21 protein-coding genes are annotated in these 24,657 nt (G+C 70.4%); 11 read left to right on the top strand and 10 right to left on the bottom strand.

Translation table 11 applies throughout. The features are described 5' to 3' along the window. Nucleotides 1-42 precede the first annotated feature (42 nt). Nucleotides 43-1,302 carry an MFS transporter gene (locus ABTY40_RS03060; RefSeq protein WP_352057898.1) on the top strand — a complete coding sequence of 420 codons (1,260 nt, stop codon included), beginning with the start codon at nt 43-45 and terminating at the stop codon, nt 1,300-1,302. 98 nt (nt 1,303-1,400) lie between these two features. Here ABTY40_RS03060 and ABTY40_RS03065 read toward each other — a convergent pair whose 3' ends face one another. Continuing rightward, nucleotides 1,401-2,843, bottom strand: coding sequence for a CCA tRNA nucleotidyltransferase (locus ABTY40_RS03065; protein ID WP_352057899.1), 1,443 nt, complete (start codon nt 2,841-2,843; stop codon nt 1,401-1,403). Between the two features lie 193 nt (nt 2,844-3,036). On the opposite strand from ABTY40_RS03065, the gene ABTY40_RS03070 reads away from it, so the two are divergent. From ABTY40_RS03070 to trxA, 7 genes are all read left to right on the top strand, one after another. Beyond that, nucleotides 3,037-5,364: a DUF6049 family protein gene (locus ABTY40_RS03070; protein ID WP_352057900.1), complete on the top strand. Its 2,328-nt coding sequence runs from the start codon at nt 3,037-3,039 to the stop codon at nt 5,362-5,364. Nucleotides 5,365-5,409: 45 nt separating this feature from the next. Continuing rightward, nucleotides 5,410-7,650 (top strand): murein biosynthesis integral membrane protein MurJ, encoded by a 2,241-nt coding sequence (gene murJ / locus ABTY40_RS03075; RefSeq protein ID WP_352057901.1) that lies wholly within the window; start codon nt 5,410-5,412, stop codon nt 7,648-7,650. A gap of 118 nt (nt 7,651-7,768) precedes the next feature. Further along, nucleotides 7,769-9,454, top strand: a complete 1,686-nt coding sequence (locus tag ABTY40_RS03080) for a protein kinase family protein (RefSeq protein WP_352057902.1) — start codon at nt 7,769-7,771, stop codon at nt 9,452-9,454. Between the two features lie 25 nt (nt 9,455-9,479). Then, on the top strand, nt 9,480-10,184 hold the full coding sequence (gene sigM, locus ABTY40_RS03085) for an RNA polymerase sigma factor SigM (RefSeq protein ID WP_352057903.1): 705 nt from the start codon (nt 9,480-9,482) through the stop codon (nt 10,182-10,184). Beyond that, nucleotides 10,181-11,101: an RsmA family anti-sigma factor gene (locus ABTY40_RS03090; protein ID WP_352057904.1), complete on the top strand. Its 921-nt coding sequence runs from the start codon at nt 10,181-10,183 to the stop codon at nt 11,099-11,101. The genes sigM and ABTY40_RS03090 overlap by 4 nt, the downstream gene beginning before the upstream one ends. A gap of 127 nt (nt 11,102-11,228) precedes the next feature. Next, entirely contained in the window at nt 11,229-12,194 is a 966-nt protein-coding gene (gene trxB / locus ABTY40_RS03095) for a thioredoxin-disulfide reductase (protein ID WP_345280386.1), read from the top strand. 50 nt (nt 12,195-12,244) lie between these two features. Beyond that, the gene (trxA, locus tag ABTY40_RS03100; protein WP_352057905.1) at nt 12,245-12,583 is read left to right on the top strand and encodes a thioredoxin; all 339 of its coding nucleotides are present in this window, start codon (nt 12,245-12,247) and stop codon (nt 12,581-12,583) included. Between the two features lie 92 nt (nt 12,584-12,675). On the opposite strand, the gene ABTY40_RS03105 is transcribed toward trxA, so the two are convergent. The 9 genes from ABTY40_RS03105 to rpmH form a co-directional block, all read right to left on the bottom strand. Then, entirely contained in the window at nt 12,676-13,293 is a 618-nt protein-coding gene (locus ABTY40_RS03105; protein ID WP_345280382.1) for a GNAT family N-acetyltransferase, read from the bottom strand. Nucleotides 13,294-13,464: 171 nt separating this feature from the next. Continuing rightward, the gene (locus tag ABTY40_RS03110) at nt 13,465-14,538 is read right to left on the bottom strand and encodes a ParB/RepB/Spo0J family partition protein (RefSeq protein ID WP_352057906.1); all 1,074 of its coding nucleotides are present in this window, start codon (nt 14,536-14,538) and stop codon (nt 13,465-13,467) included. Further along, nucleotides 14,535-15,611, bottom strand: coding sequence for an AAA family ATPase (locus tag ABTY40_RS03115; RefSeq protein WP_352057907.1), 1,077 nt, complete (start codon nt 15,609-15,611; stop codon nt 14,535-14,537). The genes ABTY40_RS03110 and ABTY40_RS03115 overlap by 4 nt, the downstream gene beginning before the upstream one ends. A gap of 237 nt (nt 15,612-15,848) precedes the next feature. Then, nucleotides 15,849-16,565 carry a 16S rRNA (guanine(527)-N(7))-methyltransferase RsmG gene (gene rsmG, locus ABTY40_RS03120; RefSeq protein WP_345280376.1) on the bottom strand — a complete coding sequence of 239 codons (717 nt, stop codon included), beginning with the start codon at nt 16,563-16,565 and terminating at the stop codon, nt 15,849-15,851. Between the two features lie 116 nt (nt 16,566-16,681). Continuing rightward, nucleotides 16,682-17,191, bottom strand: a complete 510-nt coding sequence (locus ABTY40_RS03125) for a Jag family protein (protein ID WP_352057908.1) — start codon at nt 17,189-17,191, stop codon at nt 16,682-16,684. A gap of 26 nt (nt 17,192-17,217) precedes the next feature. Then, nucleotides 17,218-18,528 carry a membrane protein insertase YidC gene (yidC, locus tag ABTY40_RS03130; protein WP_352057909.1) on the bottom strand — a complete coding sequence of 437 codons (1,311 nt, stop codon included), beginning with the start codon at nt 18,526-18,528 and terminating at the stop codon, nt 17,218-17,220. A gap of 3 nt (nt 18,529-18,531) precedes the next feature. After that, nucleotides 18,532-18,858 (bottom strand): membrane protein insertion efficiency factor YidD, encoded by a 327-nt coding sequence (yidD, locus tag ABTY40_RS03135; protein WP_309050556.1) that lies wholly within the window; start codon nt 18,856-18,858, stop codon nt 18,532-18,534. Then, nucleotides 18,855-19,226, bottom strand: coding sequence for a ribonuclease P protein component (rnpA, locus tag ABTY40_RS03140; protein ID WP_345280368.1), 372 nt, complete (start codon nt 19,224-19,226; stop codon nt 18,855-18,857). Before rnpA ends, yidD begins: the two co-directional genes overlap by 4 nt. 19 nt (nt 19,227-19,245) lie before the next feature. Beyond that, complete coding sequence (gene rpmH / locus ABTY40_RS03145; RefSeq protein WP_125638610.1) at nt 19,246-19,383, bottom strand: 50S ribosomal protein L34; 138 nt, start codon at nt 19,381-19,383, stop codon at nt 19,246-19,248. A 400-nt stretch (nt 19,384-19,783) separates the two neighbouring features. On the opposite strand from rpmH, the gene dnaA reads away from it, so the two are divergent. From dnaA to gnd, 3 genes are all read left to right on the top strand, one after another. Then, the gene (gene dnaA / locus ABTY40_RS03150; protein ID WP_352057910.1) at nt 19,784-21,571 is read left to right on the top strand and encodes a chromosomal replication initiator protein DnaA; all 1,788 of its coding nucleotides are present in this window, start codon (nt 19,784-19,786) and stop codon (nt 21,569-21,571) included. 942 nt (nt 21,572-22,513) lie between these two features. Continuing rightward, complete coding sequence (gene dnaN, locus ABTY40_RS03155) at nt 22,514-23,644, top strand: DNA polymerase III subunit beta (RefSeq protein ID WP_309050553.1); 1,131 nt, start codon at nt 22,514-22,516, stop codon at nt 23,642-23,644. 109 nt (nt 23,645-23,753) lie between these two features. Beyond that, nucleotides 23,754-24,632: a phosphogluconate dehydrogenase (NAD(+)-dependent, decarboxylating) gene (gene gnd, locus ABTY40_RS03160; protein WP_352057911.1), complete on the top strand. Its 879-nt coding sequence runs from the start codon at nt 23,754-23,756 to the stop codon at nt 24,630-24,632. The last annotated feature ends 25 nt before the right edge of the window (nt 24,633-24,657 follow it).

Consider the following 24,657-nt stretch of genomic DNA (forward strand, 5'->3'; position numbering starts at 1 on the left):
GGCACTGCCCCGGGGCCCTCGTCGTATGTGAGTCTTGCTGCCATGTCCGTCGTACGTGATCTGCGCGTACTGCTGCGCCTGCGCGACTTCCGCCGCCTGCTGACCGTCCGGCTCCTCTCCCAGTCCGCCGACGGCGTCTACCAGGTGGCTCTGGCCGCGTACGTCGTGTTCTCCCCCGAGAAGCAGACCTCGCCGGGCGCCATCGCCTCGGCCATGGCGGTCCTGCTGCTGCCGTACTCCGTCATCGGCCCCTTCGCCGGGGTCCTTCTCGACCGCTGGCAGAGACGCCAGGTCTTCCTGTACGGGAACCTGCTGCGCGCCCTCCTCGCCTGCGGGACCGCGCTCCTGATCCTCGCCTCCGTCCCCGACTGGCTGTTCTACGTCTCGGCTCTCTCGGTCACGGCCGTCAACCGGTTCGTGCTCGCCGGCCTCTCCGCCGCCCTCCCACGGGTGGTCGACGAGGAGCGGCTGGTCGTGGCCAACGCGCTCTCCCCCACCGCCGGCACCCTGGCCGCCACCCTCGGCGGTGGCCTGGCCTTCGGCGTCCGGCTGCTCGCCGACGGGTCCGACGCGGCGGTGGTGGCCTTCGGCGCTTTCCTCTACCTCTGCTCCGCTCTCGCGTCCCTGCGCATGCCCCGCGAACTCCTCGGTCCGGATCCGGGTACCGCGTCATACCGGCTCTCCGCGGCCCTCGCCTCCACCGCGCGCGGCCTCGCCGCCGGGCTGCGTCATCTCGCCGAGCGTCGGTCCGCCGCACGAGCGCTGATCACCATCGGGTTGATGCGCTTCTGCTACGGCGCCCTCCTCGTGACCGTCCTCATGCTCTGCCGGTACGCGTGGAGCTCGACGGAGGAGGAAGGGCTGGGGCTCCTCGGGCTCGCGGTCGCCCTCTCCGGAGCCGGCTTCTTCGCTGCCGCCGTTCTGTCCCCGGGGGCGGTGGGCCGGCTCGGCCCCTTCGGCTGGATGACCGTGTGCGCGGGAACGGCCGCAGTTCTGGTTCCGGTCCTCGGCCTGACCTTCGCCCCCGCTCCCTTCCTCGTCGCGGCCTTCGCTCTCGGCCTCGTCTCCCAGGGCGCGAAGATCGCGACGGACACGGTGGTGCAGACGGCCGTGGACGACTCCTACCGGGGGCGGGTCTTCTCCCTCTACGACGTGCTGTTCAACGTGGCCTTCGTCGGCGCGGCGGCAGTCTCGGCGCTGATGCTGCCGACTGATGGACGGTCCGCCCTGCTGGTGGGTCTGGTGGCCGTGCTCTACGCGGTGATCGCTCTCGCTCTGCTCCGGAAACGCGCGAAGGGGTGATGTTTCACGTGAAACATCACCCCTCCCGGCCGACCACGCGGTTCGCGACGGGCAGGCGGCGTGTTTCACGTGAAACGGCGACCTTCCCGAATCCCGACTCAATCGCGGGCGGCCCACCACTCCCTGAGCGCGGTCACGGCCGCGTCGTGGTCCATCGGCCCGTTCTCCAGCCGCAGCTCCAGCAGGAACTTGTAGGCCTGTCCCACGGCAGGACCCGGCCGGATGCCGAGGATCTCCTGAATCTGGTTGCCGTCGAGGTCGGGCCGGATCGCGTCCAGCTCCTCCTGCTCCTGGAGCTGCGCGATGCGCTCCTCCAAGCCGTCGTAGGCGCGGGAGAGGGCGCTCGCCTTGCGCTTGTTGCGCGTGGTGCAGTCCGAGCGGGTGAGCTTGTGGAGCCGGGAGAGCAGGGGGCCCGCGTCCCGCACGTACCGGCGCACGGCCGAGTCGGTCCACTCCCCGGTCCCGTACCCGTGGAAGCGCAGGTGCAGCTCCACGAGGCGCGAGACGTCCTTGACCATCTCGTTGGAGTACTTCAGCGCGGTCATGCGCTTCTTGGTCATCTTGGCGCCGACCACCTCGTGGTGGTGGAAGGAGACCCGGCCGTCCTTCTCGAAGCGGCGGGTGCGCGGCTTGCCGATGTCGTGGAGCAGGGCGGCGAGGCGCAGCACCAGGTCCGGGCCGTCCTCCTCCAGGTCGATCGCCTGGTCGAGCACCGTCAGGGAGTGCTCGTAGACGTCCTTGTGCCGGTGGTGCTCGTCGCTCTCCAGGCGCAGCGCCGGCAGCTCGGGCAGCACGTGGTCGGCGAGGCCGGTGTCCACGAGGAGCCCGAGGCCCTTGCGGGGGTGGGCGGAGAGCAGCAGCTTGTTGAGCTCGTCGCGGACCCGCTCGGCGGAGACGATCTCGATCCGGCCGGACATCTCCTTCATCGCCGTGACGACCTCGGGGGCGACCTCGAAGTCCAGCTGAGCGGCGAAGCGCGCGGCCCGCATCATGCGCAGCGGGTCGTCGGAGAAGGACTCCTCGGGGGTGCCGGGGGTGCGAAGCACCCGGGCCGCGAGATCCTCGAGACCGCCGTACGGGTCGATGAACTCCTTCTCGGGGAGGGCCACCGCCATGGCGTTGACGGTGAAGTCACGACGGACCAGGTCCTCGTCGATGGAGTCGCCGTACGAGACCTCCGGCTTGCGCGAGGTCCGGTCGTAGGCCTCGGAGCGGTAGGTGGTGACCTCCACCTGGTAGCCCGCCTTCTGACAGCCGACCGTCCCGAAGGCGATGCCGACCTCCCACACGGCGTCGGCCCACGGACGGACGATCTTCAGTACGTCCTCGGGGCGGGCGTCGGTGGTGAAGTCCAGGTCGTTGCCGAGCCGGCCGAGCAGTGCGTCCCGCACCGAACCACCGACCAGCGCGAGGCTGAACCCGGCTTCCTGGAAGCGGCGGGCGAGATCGTCGGCGACAGGGGACACGCGCAGCAGTTCACTGACCGCGCGGCGTTGCACCTGGCTCAGTGCAGTCGGGGTGTCTTCATTGGCGTTCGGCACAACAGAAAAGGGTACGTGCCCCGGGTCCGGGCGACGTCCCGGTTTTCCCCCGCCGGCCCGCGCGCTCCCGCCCATCGGCTGGAGCAGTCCCCGGCACCTGCCCCCGACGTGCCTCGTTACCATGCCTGGACACAGCAACCGGGAACCATCGACACCACTGGCACCAGAGACAACGACGAGGACGGGCGAACGCGTGGCCGAGGCGGCAGACATCCAGGGAACCGGTCCCTCACCTGCCCGTCGATGGCTGCGGCGCATCCTCGTGGTGGCCGTCGGGGCTCCGCTCCTCGCCGGGCTGCTCCAGTCCCCGGCCGCCCCTCCCGCGGCGGCGGCCGAGGGGGCCGGCGGTTCCCGGACGGTCGATGTGTCGCTCGACACGCTCTCTCCCAGTGCCCCTGTCGAAGGGGACACCGTCACGGTCTCCGGGACGGTGACCAACCTGGGGAAGAAGACGATCACCGGCGCGAGCGTGGATCTGCGGGTCGGCCCCCGGATGACCAGCCGGAGCCAGATCGAGCAGATCTCCGGCCGGACCGGCTTCCGGGCCGGCAGCGACCCGGACGCCCTGGGTGCCCCCAAGCTCGAGATCCCGGAACTCAAGGCCGGACTCAGCGCCGAGTTCACTCTCTCGGTACCGGTCACCAAGCTCGGCCTCGACGCGGCCGGCGTGTACCAGCTGGGGGTCTCCCTCACGGGCCGGCTCGCCGGGCAGGGCTACAACCGGGTGCTCGGCATCGAGCGGACCTTCCTGCCGTACCAGCCGGAGGCGACGGAGAAGAAGACCCAGGTCACCTATCTCTGGCCGCTGATCTCCTCCTCGCACGTGTCGGCCGAGACCGGCACCGACGCGCAGCAGACCCCGATCTTCGAGGACGACGACCTGGCCGCGGAGCTGAGGCCAGGGGGCCGCCTCGACGAGATGGTCTCGCTGGGCAGGGACCTCCCCGTCACCTGGGTGATCGACCCCGACCTGCTGGCCTCCGTCGACGCCATGGCGAACGGCTACCGGGTCAAGGAGGGCACCACCCACGTGCCCGGCGGCCACCAGGCCCTCGCCGAACGGTGGCTGAACGAGCTGGAGAAGGCCGTTCCGGGCGACAAGGTCGTCGCGCTGCCGTTCGCCGATCCGGATCTCGCCTCCCTCGCTCACCGCGGCAAGGACGTCCCCGGATCGCTCCAACACCTCCAGTCGGCGACCTCCCTCGCGGGCACGACGGTGGAGACGATCCTCCACGTCCAGCCGTCCACCGACTTCTCCTGGCCCGCCGACGGCGCCGTCGACCCCTCGATCGTGGCCGTGGCGACCTCCGCGGGCGCCGACAAGGTGATCGCCCGCAGCGACAGCGTCCGCGACGACCTCTCCTACACCCCCACCGCGGCGCGTCCGCTCGGCGGCGGCACCACCGCCGTCGTGAGCGACGCGCTCCTGTCGACCGCCTTCGAGGGCGACCTGGTCCGGGCGGAGAGGTCCACGCTCGCGGTGCAGGAGTTCCTCGCCCAGTCGCTCGCGATCACCCTGGAGCAGCCCGAGCAGCAGCGCAGCGTCGTGGTCGCCCCGCAGCGGACGCCGACCGTCTCGCAGGCCCAGGCCATGGCCGCGGCCCTGCGCGGCCTCTCCGCGAAGCGGTGGACCCAGCCTCTGGACCTGATCACCGCCGCCGCGGTCAAGCCGGACCCGGAGGCCTCCACGACGGTGCCGGCCGCCTCCCGCTACCCGAAACGGCTGCGGGACCAGGAACTGCCCGTGCAGGCGTTCCGGGACATGAAGACCACCCGGGACGAGCTGGACGACTTCAAGGTGATCCTGACCGCCCCGGAGCGGGTCGTCACTCCCTTCGGCAACGCGATCAACCGCGAGATGTCCATGTCCTGGCGGGGTCGTGCGAGTACGGCCGCCCTCTACCGGGACACCGTCCTGGACCATCTCCAGGACCTCACCGAAGGTGTCCAGCTCGTCGACAAGTCGGACCTCACCCTGTCCGGGCGCAGCGCCACGATCCCCGTGACGGTCCAGAACCAGCTGCTGCAGGGCGTGGACCACCTGGTCCTGCGTCTCACCCCGGGCAACAAGAACCGTCTCAAGCTGAACGGCGGCGACGGCGGCGCCGAGCTACCGATCCGGATCAACGCCGGGCACAGCCAGTCGGTCAAGTTCACGGCGGCGGCCAACGCCAACGGCCAGGTGCCGATGACCGCCCAGCTGTACACCGAGGACGGCACGCCGTACGGCCGGCCGATGACCTTCATGGTGAAGGTCTCCGAGATCACTCCCACGGTGATGCTCGTCCTCGCCGGTGGCGTCCTGCTCCTCGTGCTCGCCGGAGTGCGCATGTACTCCCAGCGCAAGCGGATGGCCGCCCTGAACGCCGAGGCCGGGAACGAGTCCCCGGACGGCACCGCCCAGGACCCCGCCGACGGGCCCGGCGAGACCGCCGCCGAGGCGCAGCCGAGTGACCCGACAGCGGACACCGGGTCCGAAAGCGGCGACCCCGCGGGCCCGGGTGAGAAAGTGGACCGTTGAGCGATGTCGTGGCCGGTCGGCCGGGGACGATGAGGTGGGGTAACCATGAACGCGCCGTACGACGGTGACCGCGGCCAGGGTGCGGGCGGCACCACGCCGTCCGGTGGGAGGCCCATGACACCCCCCGGTTCCGGCCCCGCCCCGGTGCCGCCGCACCAGGGCCCCCCGCCCGGGCAGCCGTACGGGGAGAACCCGTACGGCGAGCAGCCGTACGGCGGCACGCCCTACGCCCAGGACCCGTACGTCCAGGACGCCTACACCCACGACCCGTACCGGGCCCAGGACCTCTCGGCGCAGGACCCGGTCGGTGAGGCGCTGTACGACCGCGCGGCGCACCCCCCGCCACCGCCCGGCACCTACGAGGAGCCGCAGCCGCTGTACCAGCAGCCGGCCGCTCCGCAGCACGCCCCCGACCCCCGCGTGTGGGCGCAGACCCCGGCCCCCGAGCCCGACGGCCCCTCCCGCCACCTTCCGTACGGCGACGACGCGCGGACCGTGCAGTTCACCGGCGTCGACGACCTGGTGACCCGGGCCGGCGAGGAACAGCCGGAACCGGACGCCTTTGCACACCTCTACCGCGACCAGCAGACGCCGGGACAGGTGCCGCCGCCCGCACCGGAGCCGGAGCCCCTGCCCGCGCCCGCCCCGAAGAAGGCCGGCCGCGCCTCGGGCCTGCTGAAGTCGAGCGCCGTGATGGCGGCCGGCACCCTCGTCTCCCGGCTCACCGGCTTCGTCCGCAGCCTGGTCATCACGGGCGCGCTCGGCGCCGCCCTCCTCGGTGACACCTTCACCGTGGCCTACACGCTTCCGACGATGATCTACATCCTCACCGTCGGCGGCGGACTCAACTCGGTCTTCGTGCCGCAGCTGGTCCGTTCCATGAAGAACGACGAGGACGGCGGCGAGGCCTACGCCAACCGTCTCCTCACCCTGGTGATGGTGGCCCTCGGCCTGATCGTGGCCGCCGCGGTCTTCGCCGCCCCCCTGCTGATCCGGCTGATGTCGAACACCATCGCCGACGACGCCGCCGCCAACAGCGTCGCCGTCACCTTCGCCCGCTACTGCCTGCCCACCATCTTCTTCATGGGTGTGCACGTGGTGATGGGTCAGATCCTCAACGCCCGGGGCAAGTTCGGCGCGATGATGTGGACCCCGGTCCTCAACAACATCGTCATGACCGTCACCTTCGGCCTGTTCATCTGGGTCTACGGCACCTCCGCCGAGTCCCACATGGGCGTGCAGACGATCCCGGACGAGGGCATCCGCCTCCTCGGCATCGGCACCCTGCTCGGACTCGTCGTGCAGGCCCTGGCGATGATCCCGTACCTGCGTGAGGCCGGCTTCCGCTTCCGTCCCCGTTTCGACTGGAAGGGCCACGGTCTCGGCAAGACGGTCAAGCTGGCCAAGTGGACCGTTCTGTTCGTCCTCGCCAACCAGGCGGGCGTCCTGGTCGTCACCCAGCTCGCCACCGCGGCCGGTGAGGAGTCCGGGAAGAACGGCGCCGGCTTCCTCGCGTACTCCAACGCCCAGCTGATCTGGGGCATGCCGCAGGCCATCATCACGGTCTCCGTCATGGCCGCGCTGCTCCCGCGCATCTCCCGCGCCGCCCACGACGACGACCCGGGCGCCGTCCGCGACGACATCTCCCAGGGCCTGCGCAACTCGGCCGTCGCCATCGTCCCGGTCGCCTTCGCCTTCCTCGCGCTCGGCGTCCCCATGTGCACACTGCTGTACGCCTCCAGCGGCGTCGAGGCGGCCCGGGGCATGGGCTTCATCCTGATGGCCTTCGGTCTCGGCCTGATCCCGTACTCCGTGCAGTACGTCGTCCTCCGCGGCTTCTACGCCTACGAGGACACGCGGACGCCCTTCTACAACACCGTCATCGTGGCCGCCGTCAACGCGGCGGTCTCCGCGCTCTGCTACGTGCTCCTCCCGGCGCAGTGGGCGGTGGTCGGCATGGCGGGCGCCTACGGCCTCGCCTACGCCGTGGGTGTCGGCATCGCCTGGCGCCGCCTGCGCAACCGGCTGGGCGGCGATCTGGACGGCGCCCATGTCCTGCGGACCTACGCACGGCTCTGCATGGCCTCCCTTCCGGCCGCGGTCGTCGGCGGTGCCGTCGGCTTCGGTCTTCTGAAGCTCCTCGGCGACGGGGCCCTGGGCTCCCTCGCCGCCCTGCTGGCCGGTGGCGCGGTACTCCTCGGCGTCTTCTTCGTCGCGGCGAAGCGCATGCGCATCGCCGAGCTGAACACCCTGGTGGGCATGGTGCGCGGGCGTCTGGGACGCTGAGGTCGCGCCTGCCGCACCACCATCGGCGGGGGCCGCGTGTCGTGCGCAGCGTCCAACTGTGGGCACAATTGGCTTGGCTGGTGGATGTGGCGCAACGGATGGGGAGGCAGGAACGACGGTGGCGGAACGTAGCACGGCTGCCGTCGACGTGGCCGACAACAGCGGTGACGATCCGCTGACCGCCAAGGCGGACTCGGCCGCGACCGACGGGGTGGCGGAAGCGCAGCAGACGGCGGACAGGAAAGCCGGAATCACGGAGAAGAAGAAGGCCGAACGACAGAGCGGCGAACAGCCCTCGCTCACCACTCCCGAGCTCCACAGCGGCCACAAGCTGGCCAGACGCTACCGCCTCGAGGAGTGCGTCACCCGTCTGGACGGCTTCAGCAGCTGGCGTGCCGTCGACGAGAAGCTCCGGCGTGCCGTCGGAGTGCACCTCCTGCCCGCCGACCACCCCCGCGCCCGTTCCGTCCTGGCCGCCGCCCGTTCCTCCGCGCTCCTCGGTGACCCCCGGTTCGTCCAAGTCCTCGACGCCGTCGAGGAGAACGACCTCGTGTACGTGGTGCACGAGTGGCTGCCCGACGCGACGGAGCTGACCGCGCTCCTCGCGGCCGGACCGCTGGAGCCCCACGAGGCCTACCAGCTCGTCAGCCAGGTCTCCCAGGCCATGGCCGCCGCCCACCGCGAAGGCCTCGCCCACCTCCGCCTCACCCCCGGTGCCGTCCTGCGCAGCTCCACCGGCCAGTACCGCATCCGCGGCCTCGCCGTGAACGCCGCCCTGCGCGGCATCACCGCCGAACGCCCCCAGCGCACCGACACCGAGGCCATCGGCGCCCTGCTCTACGCGGCGCTCACCCAGCGCTGGCCGTACGACAACGACGCCCACGGCCTCTCCGGCCTCCCCAAGGGCGTCGGTCTGCTCCCGCCCGACCAGGTCCGGGCCGGCGTGCACCGCGGACTCTCCGAGATCGCCATGCGCGCCCTCGCCAACGACGGTGCCACCGCCTCCCGTCAGGAACCTCCCTGCACCACTCCGGACGAGCTCGCCAAGGCCGTGGCGGCGATGCCCCGCGTCAAGGCGCCCGAGCCCGAGTTCCCCGCGCCGCCGGAGTACCAGCGGACCACCTACCAGCAGGGCACCTACGGCCGCCCCCAACCGCACCCCGCCACCACTCAGCCGGTCGCGGCCCCGCCGCCCCCGCTGCAGAGCCGTACCGGCACCGCGCTGAAGTGGGCCGTCTCGGCCCTCCTCATCGCCGCCCTCGGTCTCGGCAGCTGGCAGATCGCGGACCGGCTCCTGGAACCGGAGGCCACGACCAAGACGCCCGTGCCGACCTCGACGAGCGACCAGAAGCCGAAGCCGCTCACGCCGCTCACCATCGAATCGGCCCGCGACTTCGACCCCCTGGGCAACGGCGTCGAGAACGGTGGCGTCAAGGCGAACGCCTACGACGGTGACCCCAGCACCTTCTGGAACACCGTGAACTACGCCACCTCCGACTTCGGGAAGCTGAAGAAGGGTGTGGGCCTCGTCCTCGATCTCGGCAAGGAGCGCGAGGTCGGCCAGGTCGAGCTGTCGTTCCGGGGAGACACCTCGGTGGAACTGCGCACCGCCCCCGCCGGCAGCGCGACCGAGCCGTCCATGCCGGGCGAGTACACCACCCAGGCGTCCGGGTCCGGCAGCGACGTGACGCTGAAACCCGCCAAGCCCGTCATGACCCGCTACGTTCTCGTCTGGCTCACCGAACTGCCCGCCGGCCCCAGCGGGTACCGAGGCAAGCTGAGCGAGATCAAGGTCCTGGGCTGACCACCGCTGAGGGAGGGGCTCACCGTTGGACGATCCGAGGGACGACACCACGGGTGACCGGGAGCTCCTGGCGCGCCATGTCGCCGGAGACGCCGACGCCTTCGGTGAGCTCGTCCGGCGCCACAGGGACCGGCTCTGGGCGGTCGCCCTGCGGACCCTCGGCGACCGCGAGGAGGCCGCGGACGCCGTTCAGGACGCCCTGATCTCCGCCTTCCGCGCCGCCCATACCTTCCGTGGCCAGTCGGCCGTCACCACCTGGCTGCACCGCATCACGGTCAACGCCTGCCTGGACCGCCTCCGCAAGAGCGCCTCCCGCAGGACCGCCTCCGTCGACGACACCGCCCGGTTCGAGCAGCTCCTCGAACCGCACGAGTCCGCCGAGGCCCCGGCCGAGCGCCAGGACCTCCACCGGGAGCTCCTGGCCGCGCTGGCCACCCTCCCCGCGGAGCAGCGCGCCGCCCTGGTCCTCGTCGACATGCAGGGATACCCGGTCGCGGAAGCGGCACGTATCCTCGGCGTCCCCACCGGAACCGTGAAGAGCCGCTGCGCACGCGGCCGGGCGCGGCTGCTGCCGATGCTCACGCATCTCCGCACCGGGACGGTGGGTAGCGACGCTCCCGAGGGGGGAAGGAACCGGACGCCGGGGACATCCGTCCCACCGGTGCCGGGGCCGAAGGACAACGGACCGACTGATCCAGCTGCTGTGAAGGGCGGAGGTGGGCGCGCGTGACTTCCACGACCGACGCGGCACAGCATCCGGACGTCTCGGAGATCTCCGACCTGGCCGAGGGTCTCCTCTCACCGACCCGCTCCGCGGCCGTCCGCCGACACCTGGACGCCTGTCCTCTCTGCGCCGACGTACGCACCTCCCTGGAGGAGATCAGGGGAGTCCTGGGCACCCTGCCCGGCCCGCCCCGCATGCCCGCCGAGATCGCCGGCCGGATCGATGCGGCTCTTGCCGCCGAAGCCCTGCTGCACGCCACCTCTCCTGAGGGCGAGCCCGCTGTTTCACGTGAAACGGCGCGCCCCACGGAGGCGCCGCGACGGACGTCCGTACCCTCCACCGCTCCGGAGCGTCCCTCCGGGCGACCCCGCGGTGCCACGGGCCCCGGCCGCCCGGCGCCCGCCCGGCGCCGCAGGATCGGACTGCTCTCCACCCTCGGTGCCGCCTTCGGCGCCGTGATCCTCGGCACGGGCATCTTCCTGGCCCAAGGCGGAGGCGTGCCGACCGCCGGGCAGGCCGAGGAGAGCAGGAGGGCCGACGCAGCGGCCAGCGCCGGCCTCACCCCCTTCTCCGGGACACCCGTCGAGGAGCGCGTCCGGTCCCTGCTGAGCGAGGGCGGGGCCGCCCGCTCCCCCCAGGGCATCGGCCCGGAGTCCCTCTCCGACGAGACCACCCCCGCACCCCGGCGCGCCCTCCCCGTCCCTGCCTGCGTCCTCGCGGGAACGGGACGTACGGACGGCGTCCTCGCGCAGGAGAAGGGCGAGTACGCCGGGTCCTCCGCCTACCTGCTCGTGCTCACGGACCCCGCCGACAGCACACGGGTCCGGGCCTACGTGCTCGACGCCTCCTGCGCGGACCGCTCCCCGGAAGCGGCGGGCGACCCGGCCAGGGTGCTGTTCACCCGGTCCCTGCCGCGCTCCTGACAGCCGCCGCGGTGCCGTGCGGCCCGCTCGGGAATGCGCGCCCCGTAGGATCCGTTGGGTGGGGTGAGAGTGACCGAGACACCGCCCCGTAGGCAGTAGGCAGTCTGCAGAGACGAGGAAGACACCCGTGAGCGACGTCCGTAACGTGATCATCATCGGCTCGGGGCCCGCGGGATACACCGCTGCCCTCTACACCGCCCGAGCGTCGCTGAACCCGCTGGTCTTCGAAGGTGCCGTCACCGCCGGTGGTGCGCTGATGAACACCACCGAGGTCGAGAACTTCCCCGGCTTCCGTGACGGCATCATGGGCCCGGACCTCATGGACAACATGCGGGCTCAGGCGGAGCGCTTCGGCGCCGAGCTGGTGCCCGACGACGTCGTGGCCGTGGACCTGACCGGCGAGATCAAGACCGTCACCGACACCGCCGGCACCGTGCACCGGGCCAAGGCCGTCATCGTGACGACCGGCTCGCAGCACCGCAAGCTCGGACTGCCCAACGAGGACACTCTCTCCGGCCGCGGTGTCTCCTGGTGCGCCACCTGCGACGGCTTCTTCTTCAAGGACCAGGACATCGCCGTCGTCGGCGGCGGCGACACCGCGATGGAGGAGGCCACCTTCCTCTCGCGCTTCGCCAAGTCCGTGACGATCGTCCACCGCCGCGACAGCCTGCGTGCCTCCAAGGCGATGCAGGAGCGTGCCTTCGCCGACCCGAAGATCTCGTTCGCCTGGGACAGCGAGGTCGCCGAGATCCACGGCGACCAGAAGCTCACCGGCCTGACCCTGCGCGACACGAAGACGGGCGAGACCCGCGAGCTGGCCGTCACCGGTCTCTTCATCGCCGTGGGCCACGACCCGCGCACCGAGCTCTTCAAGGGCCAGCTGGACCTCGACGACGAGGGCTACCTCAAGGTGGCCGCTCCGTCGACCCGCACCAACCTGACGGGAGTCTTCGGCGCCGGCGATGTCGTCGACCACACCTACCGTCAGGCGATCACCGCCGCCGGCACCGGCTGCTCGGCCGCTCTCGACGCCGAGCGCTACCTCGCCGCCCTCGCCGACAGCGAGAAGCTGGCCGAGACGCCCGCGGTCTGATCTCCCCGCTCCTTCCCCACCCCACACCCCGCGAAGTTAAGGAGGCCGCCGTGGCCGGCGAGCTGAAGAACGTGACCGACGCTTCCTTCGAGGAGGACGTCCTCAAGAGCGACAAGCCCGTCCTGGTGGACTTCTGGGCCGAGTGGTGCGGCCCGTGCCGCCAGATCGCTCCCTCGCTCGAGGCCATCGCCAAGGAGCACGACGAGATCGAGATCGTGAAGCTCAACATCGACCAGAACCCGGCCACGGCCGCCAAGTACGGCGTCATGTCCATCCCGACGCTGAACGTCTACCAGAACGGCGAGGTCGTGAAGACCATCGTCGGCGCCAAGCCGAAGGCCGCGATCCTGCGCGACCTGGCGGACTTCGTCGAGCCGGCCAAGGGCTGACCCACGCGGCGGTGTTTCACGTGAAACACCCACCAGGCGAATGAGAGCGGCCCGCCCCCTTGAAGGGGGCGGGCCGCTCTCGTGTTCCGCCGCTAGAGGGGACGCAGCGCGGGTTCCTTCTGCACCGCGCCGAGCAGGCGGTCCAGTGCCATCTCGACGTCCTCCTTCCAGGAGAGCGTCGTGCGGAGCTCCAGCCTCAGCCGGGGAAAGGCGTGGTGCGGCCGGACCGTTTTGAAGCCGACCGCGAGAAGGTGCTCGGCGGGCAGGACACAGGCCGGTTCCTTCCAGCGGGCGTCCCCGAAGGCCTCGATCGCCTTGAAGCCCCGCCGCATCACATCCTTGGCGACGGTCTGCACCATCACACGGCCCAGTCCCTGCCCCTGGTACTCCGGCATGATCCACGCCGTCATCAGCTGGACGGCGTCGGCCGCCACCGGGCTCGTCGGAAAGGCCATGGAGCGCGGCACATAGGCCGGAGGCGCATAGAGCACGTACCCGACCGGTACGTCGTCCACGTAGACCACGCGTCCGCACGATCCCCATTCGAGGAGCACGGCGGAGATCCACGCTTCCTTCTCCACGTCGGGGCGGCCGGTCTTCACCGCCGCCTCCCCGCTGACGGGGTCCAGCTCCCAGAAGACACAGGAACGACACCGCTTCGGGAGTTCCGGAAGATTGTCCAGCGTGAGCGGTACGAGCCGACGCCCCACGGCTGCCCCTCGCTTCCCTGGCCATCGAGCACGATGCGGCTCCACGGATACGTCCTCACAGAATCGTATCGATCGGGCGATCAGGGCGATACCGCGCACAGGCAAAGGGCGGGCCGCGATCCGGTGACCACCGGATCGCGGCCCGCCCAGGACGGCCGTCGGGCGACGGGGTCAGCCCCTGTCGTCCTCAGCGGTGCTCTTCGCGTCCATGACGCGCCCCTCGCCGGGCGCCAGGGTGGTGAGGATCCGCTCCAGGTCCTCCATCGAGGCGAACTCGACGACGATCTTGCCCTTCTTCTGCCCCAGATCCACCTTGACCCGGGTCTCGAAGCGGTCCGAGAGACGCGTCGCCAGCTCCGAGAGCGCGGGCGAGACGCGGGCCCCGGCCCGGGGCTTGGGCTTGGTCACCGCGGGCTCCGCGGCCATCGTCCGGACGATCTCCTCGACCGTCCGCACCGACAGGCCCTCCGCGACGATCCGGTAGGCCAGCTTGTCCTGGGCCTCGGCATCCTCCAGGGCCAGCAGCGCGCGGGCGTGACCGGCGGAGATGGTGCCGGCGGCGACCCGCGTCTGCACCGCGGTGGGCAGCCGCAGCAGACGCAGCGTGTTGGAGACCTGCGAGCGGGACCGCCCGATCCGGTCGGCCAGCTGGTCGTGGGTGCAGTCGAAGTCCTTGAGCAGCTGGTCGTAGGCCGCGGCCTCCTCCAGCGGGTTCAACTGCGCCCGGTGCAGGTTCTCCAGGAGCGCGTCCAGGAGCAGCTTCTCGTCCTCGGTGGCCCGGACGATCGCGGGGATCCGCTCCAGGCCCGCCTCGGTGCAGGCACGCCAGCGCCGCTCACCCATGATGAGTTCGTAGCGGTCGGCGCCGACCTGGCGTACGACCACGGGCTGGAGCAGACCGACCTCCTTGATGGAGGTGACCAGCTCGGCCAGCGCGTCCTCGTCGAAGACCTCACGCGGCTGTCGCGGGTTCGGGCTGATCGCGCCGAGCGGCAGCTCCGCGAAGTACGCTCCCGCCGGGGGCTGGGCCTGGTCCGCCGGTTCGGGGGTGCCGGCGGCGGCGACACCCGGAGGGAGCGTCGCGGTCCTCCCGGCGGCAAGCCCACGCTCGCCAGGCAGCACCGGAACCGCGCCGGGAGACGTCGTACCGGCCCCGACACCGACCAGCGGCGCCTGCCGCTCCTGTGGAGCCGAGGGGATCAGGGAACCGAGCCCTCGTCCCAGACCCCTGCGTCGCTCACTCACTGAAGACCCTCCGCCATGCTGCGCTGGTTGTTCTGGTGCCCGAGATGGGCGCTCTGGGCGTCGTAGTGCACGGAAACCCCCCGCAGGGCAATCTCCCGGGCCGCCTCGAGATACGACAGGGCGCCACTGGAGCCCGGGTCGTAGGTGAGCACGGTCTGTCCGTAGCTCGGTGCCTCGGAGATACGTACGGACCGCGGAATGCTGGTCCGCAGCACCTCGTCCCCGAAGTGGGTGCGCACCTCTTCGGCGACCTGCGAGGCGAGCCTCGTCCGGCCGTCGTACATGGTGAGCAGGATCGTGGAGACGTGCAGCCCCGGGTTGAGATGGCCTCGGACCAGTTCCACGTTCCGCAGGAGCTGCCCGAGCCCTTCCAGGGCGTAGTACTCGCACTGGATCGGGATCAGCACCTCGGCCCCCGCCACCATGGCGTTGACCGTGAGCAGTCCGAGCGAGGGCGGGCAGTCGATGAGGATGTAGTCCAGCGGCTGCTCGTAGGCCTGGATCGCCCGCTGGAGCCGGCTCTCCCGTGCCACCAGTGAGACCAGTTCGATCTCCGCGCCCGCGAGGTCGATCGTCGCCGGGGCGCAGAACAGTCCCTCCACGTCGCGCACGGGCTGCACCACGTCGGAGAGCGGCTTGCTGTCCACCAGCACGTCGTAGATCGAGGGGACCTCGGCGTGATGGTCGATACCCAGGGCCGTGGAGGCGTTCCCCTGCGGGTCCAGGTCGATGACCAGCACCCGGGCTCCGTGCAGTGCCAGGGAGGCGGCGATGTTGACCGTCGTGGTGGTCTTCCCGACGCCGCCCTTCTGGTTGGCGACGACCATGATCCGGGTCCGGTCCGGTCGGGGGAGCCCCTCACCGGCACGGCCCAGCGCCGCTACTGCCAGCTGGGCAGCGCGGCCGATGGGTGTGTCGTCCAGTGGGGGCGGTGTTTCACGTGAAACATCCTCCCCGACCGATTCGGTGCGGGGACCGGGGACCGGTTCGGTCATCGGCCCCGCGATATTGGCGTCGGACCGCAAGGATTCACTCTCCTCGGCATCAAGCTCGCGATGAGGAGAGCCTGCCATGCTTTCCGGGTCGTGAACCAGCGAGGTCGGTGGTTCTGTGGAGGAATCCACCTCTGTGGACAACTCGGTAACCCTCACGGGTGGCTTCACTCGGGGTCGGCGGTCCCGGGGTTCGGCAGCCGCGCGGCCACGGCTGATGATCCCCCGAAGCAGTGAGCGACGTTTCACGTGAAACACGATGCCCCCGCACCCCGGCCGGGACCGCTCGACACTCCGAAACGGTACGTATGGGACGCCTCAGCGGCGCCGGCGGGTCTTGCTCGTCCGCGCGGCCTTGGCCCGCTTGGCCGCGAACCGCACACCACCCGGGCTCTCCCCGACCTCGACCCGTACGACGGTCGACATCGGATCGACGATCCCCTCACCGACCTGCAGTACGGAGGTCTCCACCACACCGAGCTTCGAGAGCGCGGAACGCGCCGCGTTCAGCTCCTCCTCGGCGGTGTCGCCCTTGAGCAGCAGCATCTCGCCGTAGGGGCGGAGCAGGGGGACACCCCAGCCCGCGAGCCGGTCCAGGGGAGCCACCGCGCGGGCGGTCACCACGTGCACGGGCGGGACCTTGCCGAGCATCTCCTCCGCGCGGCCCCGGACGACGGTCACGTGATCCAGGCCCAGCAGCTCCACGACCTCCTGGAGGAAGTTGATCCGCCGCAACAGCGGCTCCAGAAGCGTGATCTTCAGGTCCGGGCGGACGAGGGCCAGCGGGATGCCGGGCAGTCCGGCGCCCGAGCCGACGTCGCAGACCGTGACGCCTTCCGGGACGACCTCGGAGAGGACCGCACAGTTCAGCAGATGCCGCTCCCAGAGCCGTGGCACCTCACGGGGCCCGATGAGACCCCGCTTCACGCCGGCGTCCGCGAGCAGCTCCGCGTACCGCACGGCCTCCGGGAAGTACTCACCGAAGACTGTCCGCGCCTGCTCCGGAGCCTCGGGGAGCTCCGCTGCCTCCGTCACGGGAACCGTCCTTCCGTACCGCACGCGTACGTGCGAGCGCACTGTGGTGGCTGAACTATCAGGCTGACAAAGATCGGCCCCGTCTGCGCACAGACGGGGCCGACAGACGAGAAGGGTCAGGCAGGGAGCACGATGACGAAGCGCTGCGGCTCCTCGCCCTCGGACTCGCTGCGCAGGCCGGCGGCGGCGACCGCGTCGTGCACGACCTTGCGCTCGAAGGGGGTCATCGGGTCGAGCTTGACCGGCTCGCCGGTGGCCTTGACCTCGGCCGCGGCCTGGGCGCCCAGGGTCGCCAGCTCGGACCGCTTCTTCGCCCGGAAGCCGGCGATGTCGAGCATCAGACGGCTGCGGTCACCGGTTTCGCGGTGCACGGCCAGCCGGGTCAGCTCCTGCAGCGCCTCCAGGACCTCGCCGTCGCGGCCCACGAGCTTCTGCAGGTCCTGACCGCCGGAGTCGCTGATGATCGAGACCGCGGCCCGGTCCGCCTCGACGTCCATGTCGATGTCGCCGTCGAGATCGGCGATGTCGAGCAGGCCCTCAAGGTAGTCGGCCGCGATCTCGCCCTCCTGCTCGAGGCGGGTCAGGGTGTCGCCACCCTCGGCGGCGGCGGTGGTGCCTTCCGTCACGGACGGACTCCTTCTTGCTTCGGGGCTTACTTCTTGGAGGACGGGTGCTTGGGCCGCTGCTGGCCCTTGCGCTGACCGGACTTGGCCTGGCGGGCTCCGCCGGAGTTGGCACGGCTCGGGCGGGCGGGCTTGTCGCCCTGGGCCGGGCCCTTGTCCTGGGTGCCGGCCGCCGTGGATCCCTCGGCCGGGGCCGCGGGCTTCTTCTCCAGGGAGGTGGTCGCCTCGGTCTCCTCGGCGCCCTTCACCGGCTGGCCGCCGGCCGCGGCCTGACGCTTGGCCTTCGTCTGGCGCTTCGGCTGCTGCCGCCTCGCGGCGGCGCCGCTCTCGGCCTCGGCCGTGAGGGTGTCGCTCTTGATGACGGTGCCGTCGGCCTGAGCGGCGAAGCCGGCCTTGGCGAGACCGCTGAAGAAGCGGCGCTCGTTCTCGTTGCGGTCGGTGCCCTTGGCGACGATCGCCTTGACCACGTTCTTGCGGCGCCGGCCGCGCACCTCGCCGTGGTGCGTGACGCTCTTGAGCAGACGCTGCAGGTAGGCGTCCTGCGCCTTGCTGCCCGGGGTCGGGTTCTGGTTGATCACGTACATCTGCTGGCCCATGGTCCACACGTTGGTGGTCAGCCAGTAGACGAGGACACCGACGGGGAAGTTGATGCCCATGACGGCGAAGATCACCGGGAAGATGTACATGAGCATCTTCTGCTGCTGCATGTACGGCGTCTTCACGGAGAGGTCGACGTTCTTCATCATCAGCTGGCGCTGGGTGAAGAACTGCGAGGCCGACATCAGGATGATCATGACCGCGGTGACGATGCGGACCGAGGTCAGCGAGGCGTCGAGCGCGGCGACGTCGGCGGCGCTGTCGGTGAAGGTGGCGGCCAGCGGGGCACCGAAGATGTGGGCCTGGCGGGCGCTCTCCAGCAGCGGCTGGTCGATGACGTCGCCGACGGTGTCACCGTTGGCGATGCTCGCGAGCACGTGGTACAGCGCGAAGAAGAACGGCGACTGGGCCAGGATGGGAAGGCACGAGGAGAGCGGGTTGGTGCCCGTCTCCTTGTAGAGCTTCATCATCTCTTCGGACTGACGCTGCTTGTCGCTCTTGTAGCGCTCCTGGATCGCCTTCATCTTCGGCTGGAGCGCCTGCATGTTCCGCGTCGACTTGATCTGCTTGACGAACAGCGGGATCAGGCAGATACGGATCAGCACCACCAGGGACACGATCGACAGGCCCCAGGCCCAGCCCGTGTCAGGGCCGAAGATCGCCCCGTAGACCTTGTGGAACTGGACGATCACCCATGCGACGGGGGTGGTGATGAAGCTGAAAAAACCGGCAATCGTGTCCACTAATCAGGCTCCTTGAGCATTGGGCGAGGTCTCTGCGGCCGGGCTCGTCTCGGCGGAGCTCCCGCCCGTGTCGCCGCGCAGCGCGTTCCTGAGGATTTCGTGCCAGCGGGGACGCTTACGCGGGGGAACGTGGTCCACGCCGCCGGGCGACCACGGGTTGCACCGCAGGATGCGCCAGGCGGTCAGGGCAGTGCCCTTGATCGCGCCATGCCGGTCGATGGCCGTGAATCCGTAGTGGGAACACGACGGGTAGTACCGGCAGACGGGGCCCAGGAGGGGGCTGATCGTCCACTGGTACAGCTTGATGAGAGCCAGCAGCGGGTACTTCATCGCGTGCCCCCTCCCAGCAGCCGCTGCAAGGCGGCGTCCAGGTCTCGGGCCAGCTGTGCGTGGTCGGCGTCACCGGCTCCGGGCAACGCCCGTACGACCACCAGGCTACCGGGCGGCAGCGTGGAGAGCCGATCGCGGAGGAGATGGCGCAGGCGTCGCTTGACCTGGTTGCGGGTGACGGCCCCGCCCACGGCCTTGCTCACGACGAAACCCGCACGCGTCGGGGGAGCGCTCTCCCCAGGCGCGTGCGGGTCCGTTGCACCGCTGCGTAGGTGCACGACGAGGAGCGGGCGTCCGGCCCGGCGTCCTCGGCGTACCGCGGTCGCGAAGTCCTCGCGCCGCCTCAGCCGATTCTCGGTAGGCAGCACGTCATGACCTGTGCGCGGATCAGGCGGACAGGCGGGCGCGACCCTTGCCACGACGGGCGGCCAGGATGGCACGACCGGCACGGGTACGCATGCGCAGGCGGAAGCCGTGGGTCTTCGCGCGACGACGGTTGTTCGGCTGGAAGGTGCGCTTGCTCACTCGGGGGCTCCAGAAATGATTCGGGTGGTGGCGGGACATCGCCTGGCTGTCACCGTGCGCCCACGAGTAGCTCGCAATACGCCCGAGTGCACCGCTTCGTGATCACGGATCGTGACCTTTGCCCATCGGAGGCAGGCGGCAGCAGCCATCGACAACTCGACCTGGTTACGGTACGCGCGGCTACGCCATCCGGTCAAACCGACCTGTTGCCGGGGTCCATTGTGCACAGGCTGTGGACAACAACTTGAACCACGTCAGCCGCCCCGACTACCGTGGCTGGACTCCACAATCTTTTCCGTTCTGTCCTTTCCTGTCCCCGCGGACCCCCGCCGTCCTTCCAGACCTCGATCCACCGTCCCGAGAAGCACACCTGCGTGGGACCTGCGAGAAAGCGTGCCCTGTGGCTGACGTTCCTGCTGATCTTGCCGCAGTCTGGCCACGCGTTCTCGAGCAGCTCCTCGGCGAAGGCCAGCAGGGGATCGAGCCCAAGGACAAGCAGTGGATCGAGCGGTGCCAGCCGCTCGCCCTGGTCGCGGACACCGCTCTCCTCGCCGTCCCCAACGAGTGGGGCAAGCGCGTCCTGGAGGGCCGGCTCGCCCCGCTGATCAGCGAGACCCTGAGCCGTGAGTGCGGACGCCCGATCCGGATCGCGATCACCGTCGACGACTCGGCCGGCGAGCCGGCCCCGCCCGCGCCTCCGGCCCAGCAGCCGCGCTACGACGAGCGCCCGCAGCCCGAGCCGTACGAGAAGTACGAGGGGTACGGCCACCGCTCCCAGCCCGACGACGGGCTGCCCACCGCGCGCCCGGCCTACCCGGACTACCAGCAGCCGCAGCGGCCCGATCCCGGGGCCTGGCCGCGCAGCCAGGACGACCTGTCCTGGCAGCAGCCGCGCCTCGGCGGCTACCAGGAGCGCCCCCCGTACACCGGCCCCGGCAACGCCGGCGGCCAGGAACAGTCCCCGCCGTCCCGCTACGACGAGCGGGGCCGGGGCTACGACCAGCGGCACGACCGCGGCGAGCTGTCCGAGCCGCAGGGCCACGGCGCCCGTCCGGGTCCCCGGCCTGGCGGTCCCGTCCCGGGTCACGGCGGGCACGGCGGCCCGGGCTCCTCGGGCGGTGCGCCGGGTTCCGGCTCGGGCGCGCCCAACGAGCAGCACGCGCGTCTGAACCCCAAGTACCTCTTCGACACCTTCGTCATCGGTTCCTCGAACCGCTTCGCGCACGCCGCCGCGGTCGCGGTGGCCGAGGCGCCGGCGAAGGCGTACAACCCCCTCTTCATCTACGGGGAGTCGGGGCTCGGCAAGACCCACCTGCTGCACGCCATCGGCCATTACGCGCGCAGCCTGTACCCCGGCACGCGCGTGCGGTACGTGAGCTCGGAGGAGTTCACGAACGAGTTCATCAACTCCATCCGCGACGGCAAGGGCGACGCCTTCCGCAAGCGGTACCGCGACGTGGACATCCTGCTCGTCGACGACATCCAGTTCCTCGCGAGCAAGGAGTCGACGCAGGAGGAGTTCTTCCACACCTTCAACACGCTCCACAACGCGAACAAGCAGATCGTGCTCTCCTCGGACCGGCCGCCGAAGCAGCTGGTGACGCTGGAGGACCGGCTCCGCAACCGCTTCGAGTGGGGCCTCACCACCGATGTGCAGCCGCCGGAGCTGGAGACGCGCATCGCGATCCTGCGGAAGAAGGCGGTGCAGGAGCAGCTCAACGCCCCGCCGGAGGTCCTGGAGTTCATCGCCTCCCGCATCTCCCGCAACATCCGGGAGCTGGAGGGCGCGCTGATCCGGGTGACGGCCTTCGCGAGCCTGAACCGGCAGCCGGTGGACCTCGGGCTCACCGAGATCGTCCTGAAGGACCTGATCCCCGGCGGCGAGGACACGGCCCCGGAGATCACCGCCCCCGCGATCATGGCGGCGACCGCCGACTACTTCGGACTCACGGTGGAGGACCTCTGCGGTTCCTCGCGCAGCCGCGTCCTGGTGACGGCCCGCCAGATCGCCATGTACCTGTGCAGGGAGCTGACGGACCTGTCGCTGCCGAAGATCGGCGCGCAGTTCGGCGGCCGGGACCATACGACGGTGATGCACGCGGACCGGAAGATCCGGGCCCTCATGGCCGAGCGGCGCTCCATCTACAACCAGGTCACCGAACTCACCAACCGCATCAAGAACGGCTGACGCCGGCACTCGGCGCTCGGTGCGCGGGGTGCACGGAGGGCGCTCCGGGACTGCTCCCGGGGCGCCCTTCGTCGTGTCCTCCCCACGCCGGGTCCCCGCCCCGCCGGCCCCGCGTACGGGTTCTCCGCCCCGCGTCCTTCCCGTGCCGCACGAGGCCTTCTCACGCCCTCGCCGCGCCCCCGGTCCCTCTCCGGCACGCCCTCGCGCTGCCCACCGTGGTTCCCCGCTGTTCGATTACTCCGTTCCGGTGGCAGGTTCTCCACAGATTGGGGGATGATCTCCCGTCCACAGGGTGGGGACTGTCGAGTTATCCGGATGGTGTCCACAGGCTGGCCTACTGACAGGTCATCACTCCAGGTCAGCGGGCTGTGTAATTGTGCGCAACCACTCTCCACAGCCTGTGGATGAATTTTTCGTCCACAGCGGTCCCGAAGACTTGTCCACCGGCCACCCACAGGGGGCCGGTGGTTGCCCACAGCTTCTCCACACCCCTGTCCACTGTTCGGCAACAAAAGTGCCCTCCTCACCGCGTCGAGTGAAAGGCGTCACACCGAAGGAGACGTTTGGGCTGTGGGGAACCGGGGGAAAGCTGGGGACAGCATTGGGGAGAACTCCCCGTGGCCTGTGTATCGGGTGTGCAGAACTTTCGGGTGTCCACAGAGACCCCAGGTTGTCCACCGGCTCCACCCACAGGCACGGTGGACAAAAAACGGGCTCTGACCTGCGCGGACGACGTTATCCACGGTTTCCACAGGCCCTACTACTACTCCCACTTAGAGTTAGCCCGGAATCCGCTTCGAAGTGGGACCTGTGCACAACTCGACGCCGGAGCCCCGACCGCCCCTCGACGCGACTTGACCCCGAGCCGCACCGAGTGTCCGTGGCGTACGTCAGACTGGATCCCGCAGTCGACGAGCCAGCAACAAGCAGGAGGCGGTTCCGGTGAAGATCCGGGTGGAGCGCGATGTACTCGCGGAGGCGGTGGCCTGGGTGGCCCGCAGCCTCCCGGCCCGTCCGCCGGCGCCCGTCCTCGCGGGCCTTCTCCTGAAGGCCGAGGACGGCGCCCTGAGCTTCTCCAGCTTCGACTACGAGGTCTCCGCCCGGGTCTCGGTCGAGGCCGAGGTCGAGGAGGACGGCACCGTCCTCGTCTCCGGCCGCCTGCTCGCCGACATCTGCCGCGCCCTCCCCAACCGCCCGGTGGAGATCTCCACCGACGGCGTGCGGGCCACCGTGGTCTGCGGCTCCTCCCGCTTCACCCTCCACACCCTGCCCGTGGAGGAGTACCCGGCGCTGCCGGAGATGCCCACCGCGACCGGCACGGTCCCCGGCGAGGTCTTCGCCTCCGCCGCCGCGCAGGTGGCCATCGCCGCCGGCCGCGACGACACGCTGCCCGTCCTCACCGGTGTCCGCATCGAGATCGAGGGCGACACGGTCACCCTGGCCTCCACCGACCGCTACCGCTTCGCGGTCCGCGAGTTCCTGTGGAAGCCGGAGTCCCCCGACGCCTCCGCCGTCGCCCTGGTGCCCGCGAAGACGCTCCTGGACACCGCCAAGGCGCTCACCAGCGGCGACACGGTCACCCTGGCGCTCTCCGGCTCCGGCAAGGGCGAGGGCCTCATCGGCTTCGAGGGCGCCGGCCGCCGCACCACCACCCGCCTGCTCGAAGGCGACCTGCCGAAGTACCGGACGCTGTTCCCGACCGAGTTCAACTCGGTCGCCGTGATCGAGACCGCCCCGTTCGTCGAGGCCGTCAAGCGCGTGGCCCTGGTCGCCGAGCGCAACACCCCGGTCCGGCTCACCTTCGAGCAGGGCGTGCTCATCCTGGAGGCCGGCTCCAGCGACGACGCACAGGCTGTGGAAAGGGTCGACGCCCAGCTGGAGGGCGACGACATCTCGATCGCCTTCAACCCGACCTTCCTCCTGGACGGCCTCAGCGCGATCGACTCCCCGGTCGCCCAGCTCTCCTTCACGACCTCCACCAAGCCCGCGCTGCTGAGCGGCAAGCCGGCCGTGGACGCCGAGGCGGACGAGGCCTACAAGTACCTGATCATGCCGGTGCGGCTGTCCGGCTGAGGGCCCCGGCCCGGTGGTCGACTGAGCGGCTGACCCCACAGGTGTGCACCCGGGTCCGGGCGTAGGCTCGGACCCGGGAAAACCGCACACGACGCTTAAGGAATCTCTGATGGAGCTCGGTCTCGTCGGTCTCGGCAAGATGGGCGGCAACATGCGCGAGCGCATCCGCCGCGCAGGCCACACCGTCATCGGATACGACCGCAACCAGGACCTCGCCGACGTCCCCAGCCTGGAAGCGCTGGTGGGCAAGCTCAAGGGCCCGCGTGTCGTGTGGGTCATGGTCCCCGCCGGCCAGGCGACCCAGTCCACGATCGACGAGCTGGCGGAGCTGCTCTCCCCCGGCGACATCGTCGTGGACGGCGGCAACTCGCGCTGGACGGATGACGAGAAGCACGCGGGGGAGCTCGCCGCCAAGGGCATCGGCTTCGTCGACTGCGGCGTGTCCGGTGGCGTCTGGGGCCTGGAGAACGGCTACGCGCTGATGTACGGCGGCGACGCCGAGCACGTGGCGAAGGTCCAGCCCATCTTCGACGCCCTCAAGCCCGAAGGCGAGTTCGGCTCGGTCCACGCGGGCAAGGTGGGTGCCGGGCACTTCGCGAAGATGGTCCACAACGGCATCGAGTACGCGATGATGCAGGCCTACGCCGAGGGCTGGGAGCTCCTGGAGAAGGTCGACTCGGTCACCGACGTCCGCGAGGTCTTCCGCTCCTGGCAGGAGGGCACGGTCATCCGTTCCTGGCTGCTCGACCTGGCCGTGAACGCGCTGGACGAGGACGAGCACCTGGAGAAGCTCCGCGGCTACGCGTCGGACTCCGGCGAGGGCCGGTGGACGGTCGAGGCCGCCATCGACAACGCGGTCCCGCTGCCGGCGATCACCGCGTCCCTGTTCGCGCGGTTCGCCTCCCGCCAGGACGACTCGCCGCAGATGAAGATGATCGCCGCGCTGCGCAACCAGTTCGGCGGTCACGCGGTCGAGACGAAGAAGTAATCCACAGGTTGTGCACCCCGCGGTG

It is taken from the genome of Streptomyces sp. NPDC126503, from assembly GCF_040302405.1.
In the GTDB taxonomy this organism is placed as follows: Bacteria; Actinomycetota; Actinomycetes; order Streptomycetales; family Streptomycetaceae; genus Streptomyces; species Streptomyces gulbargensis.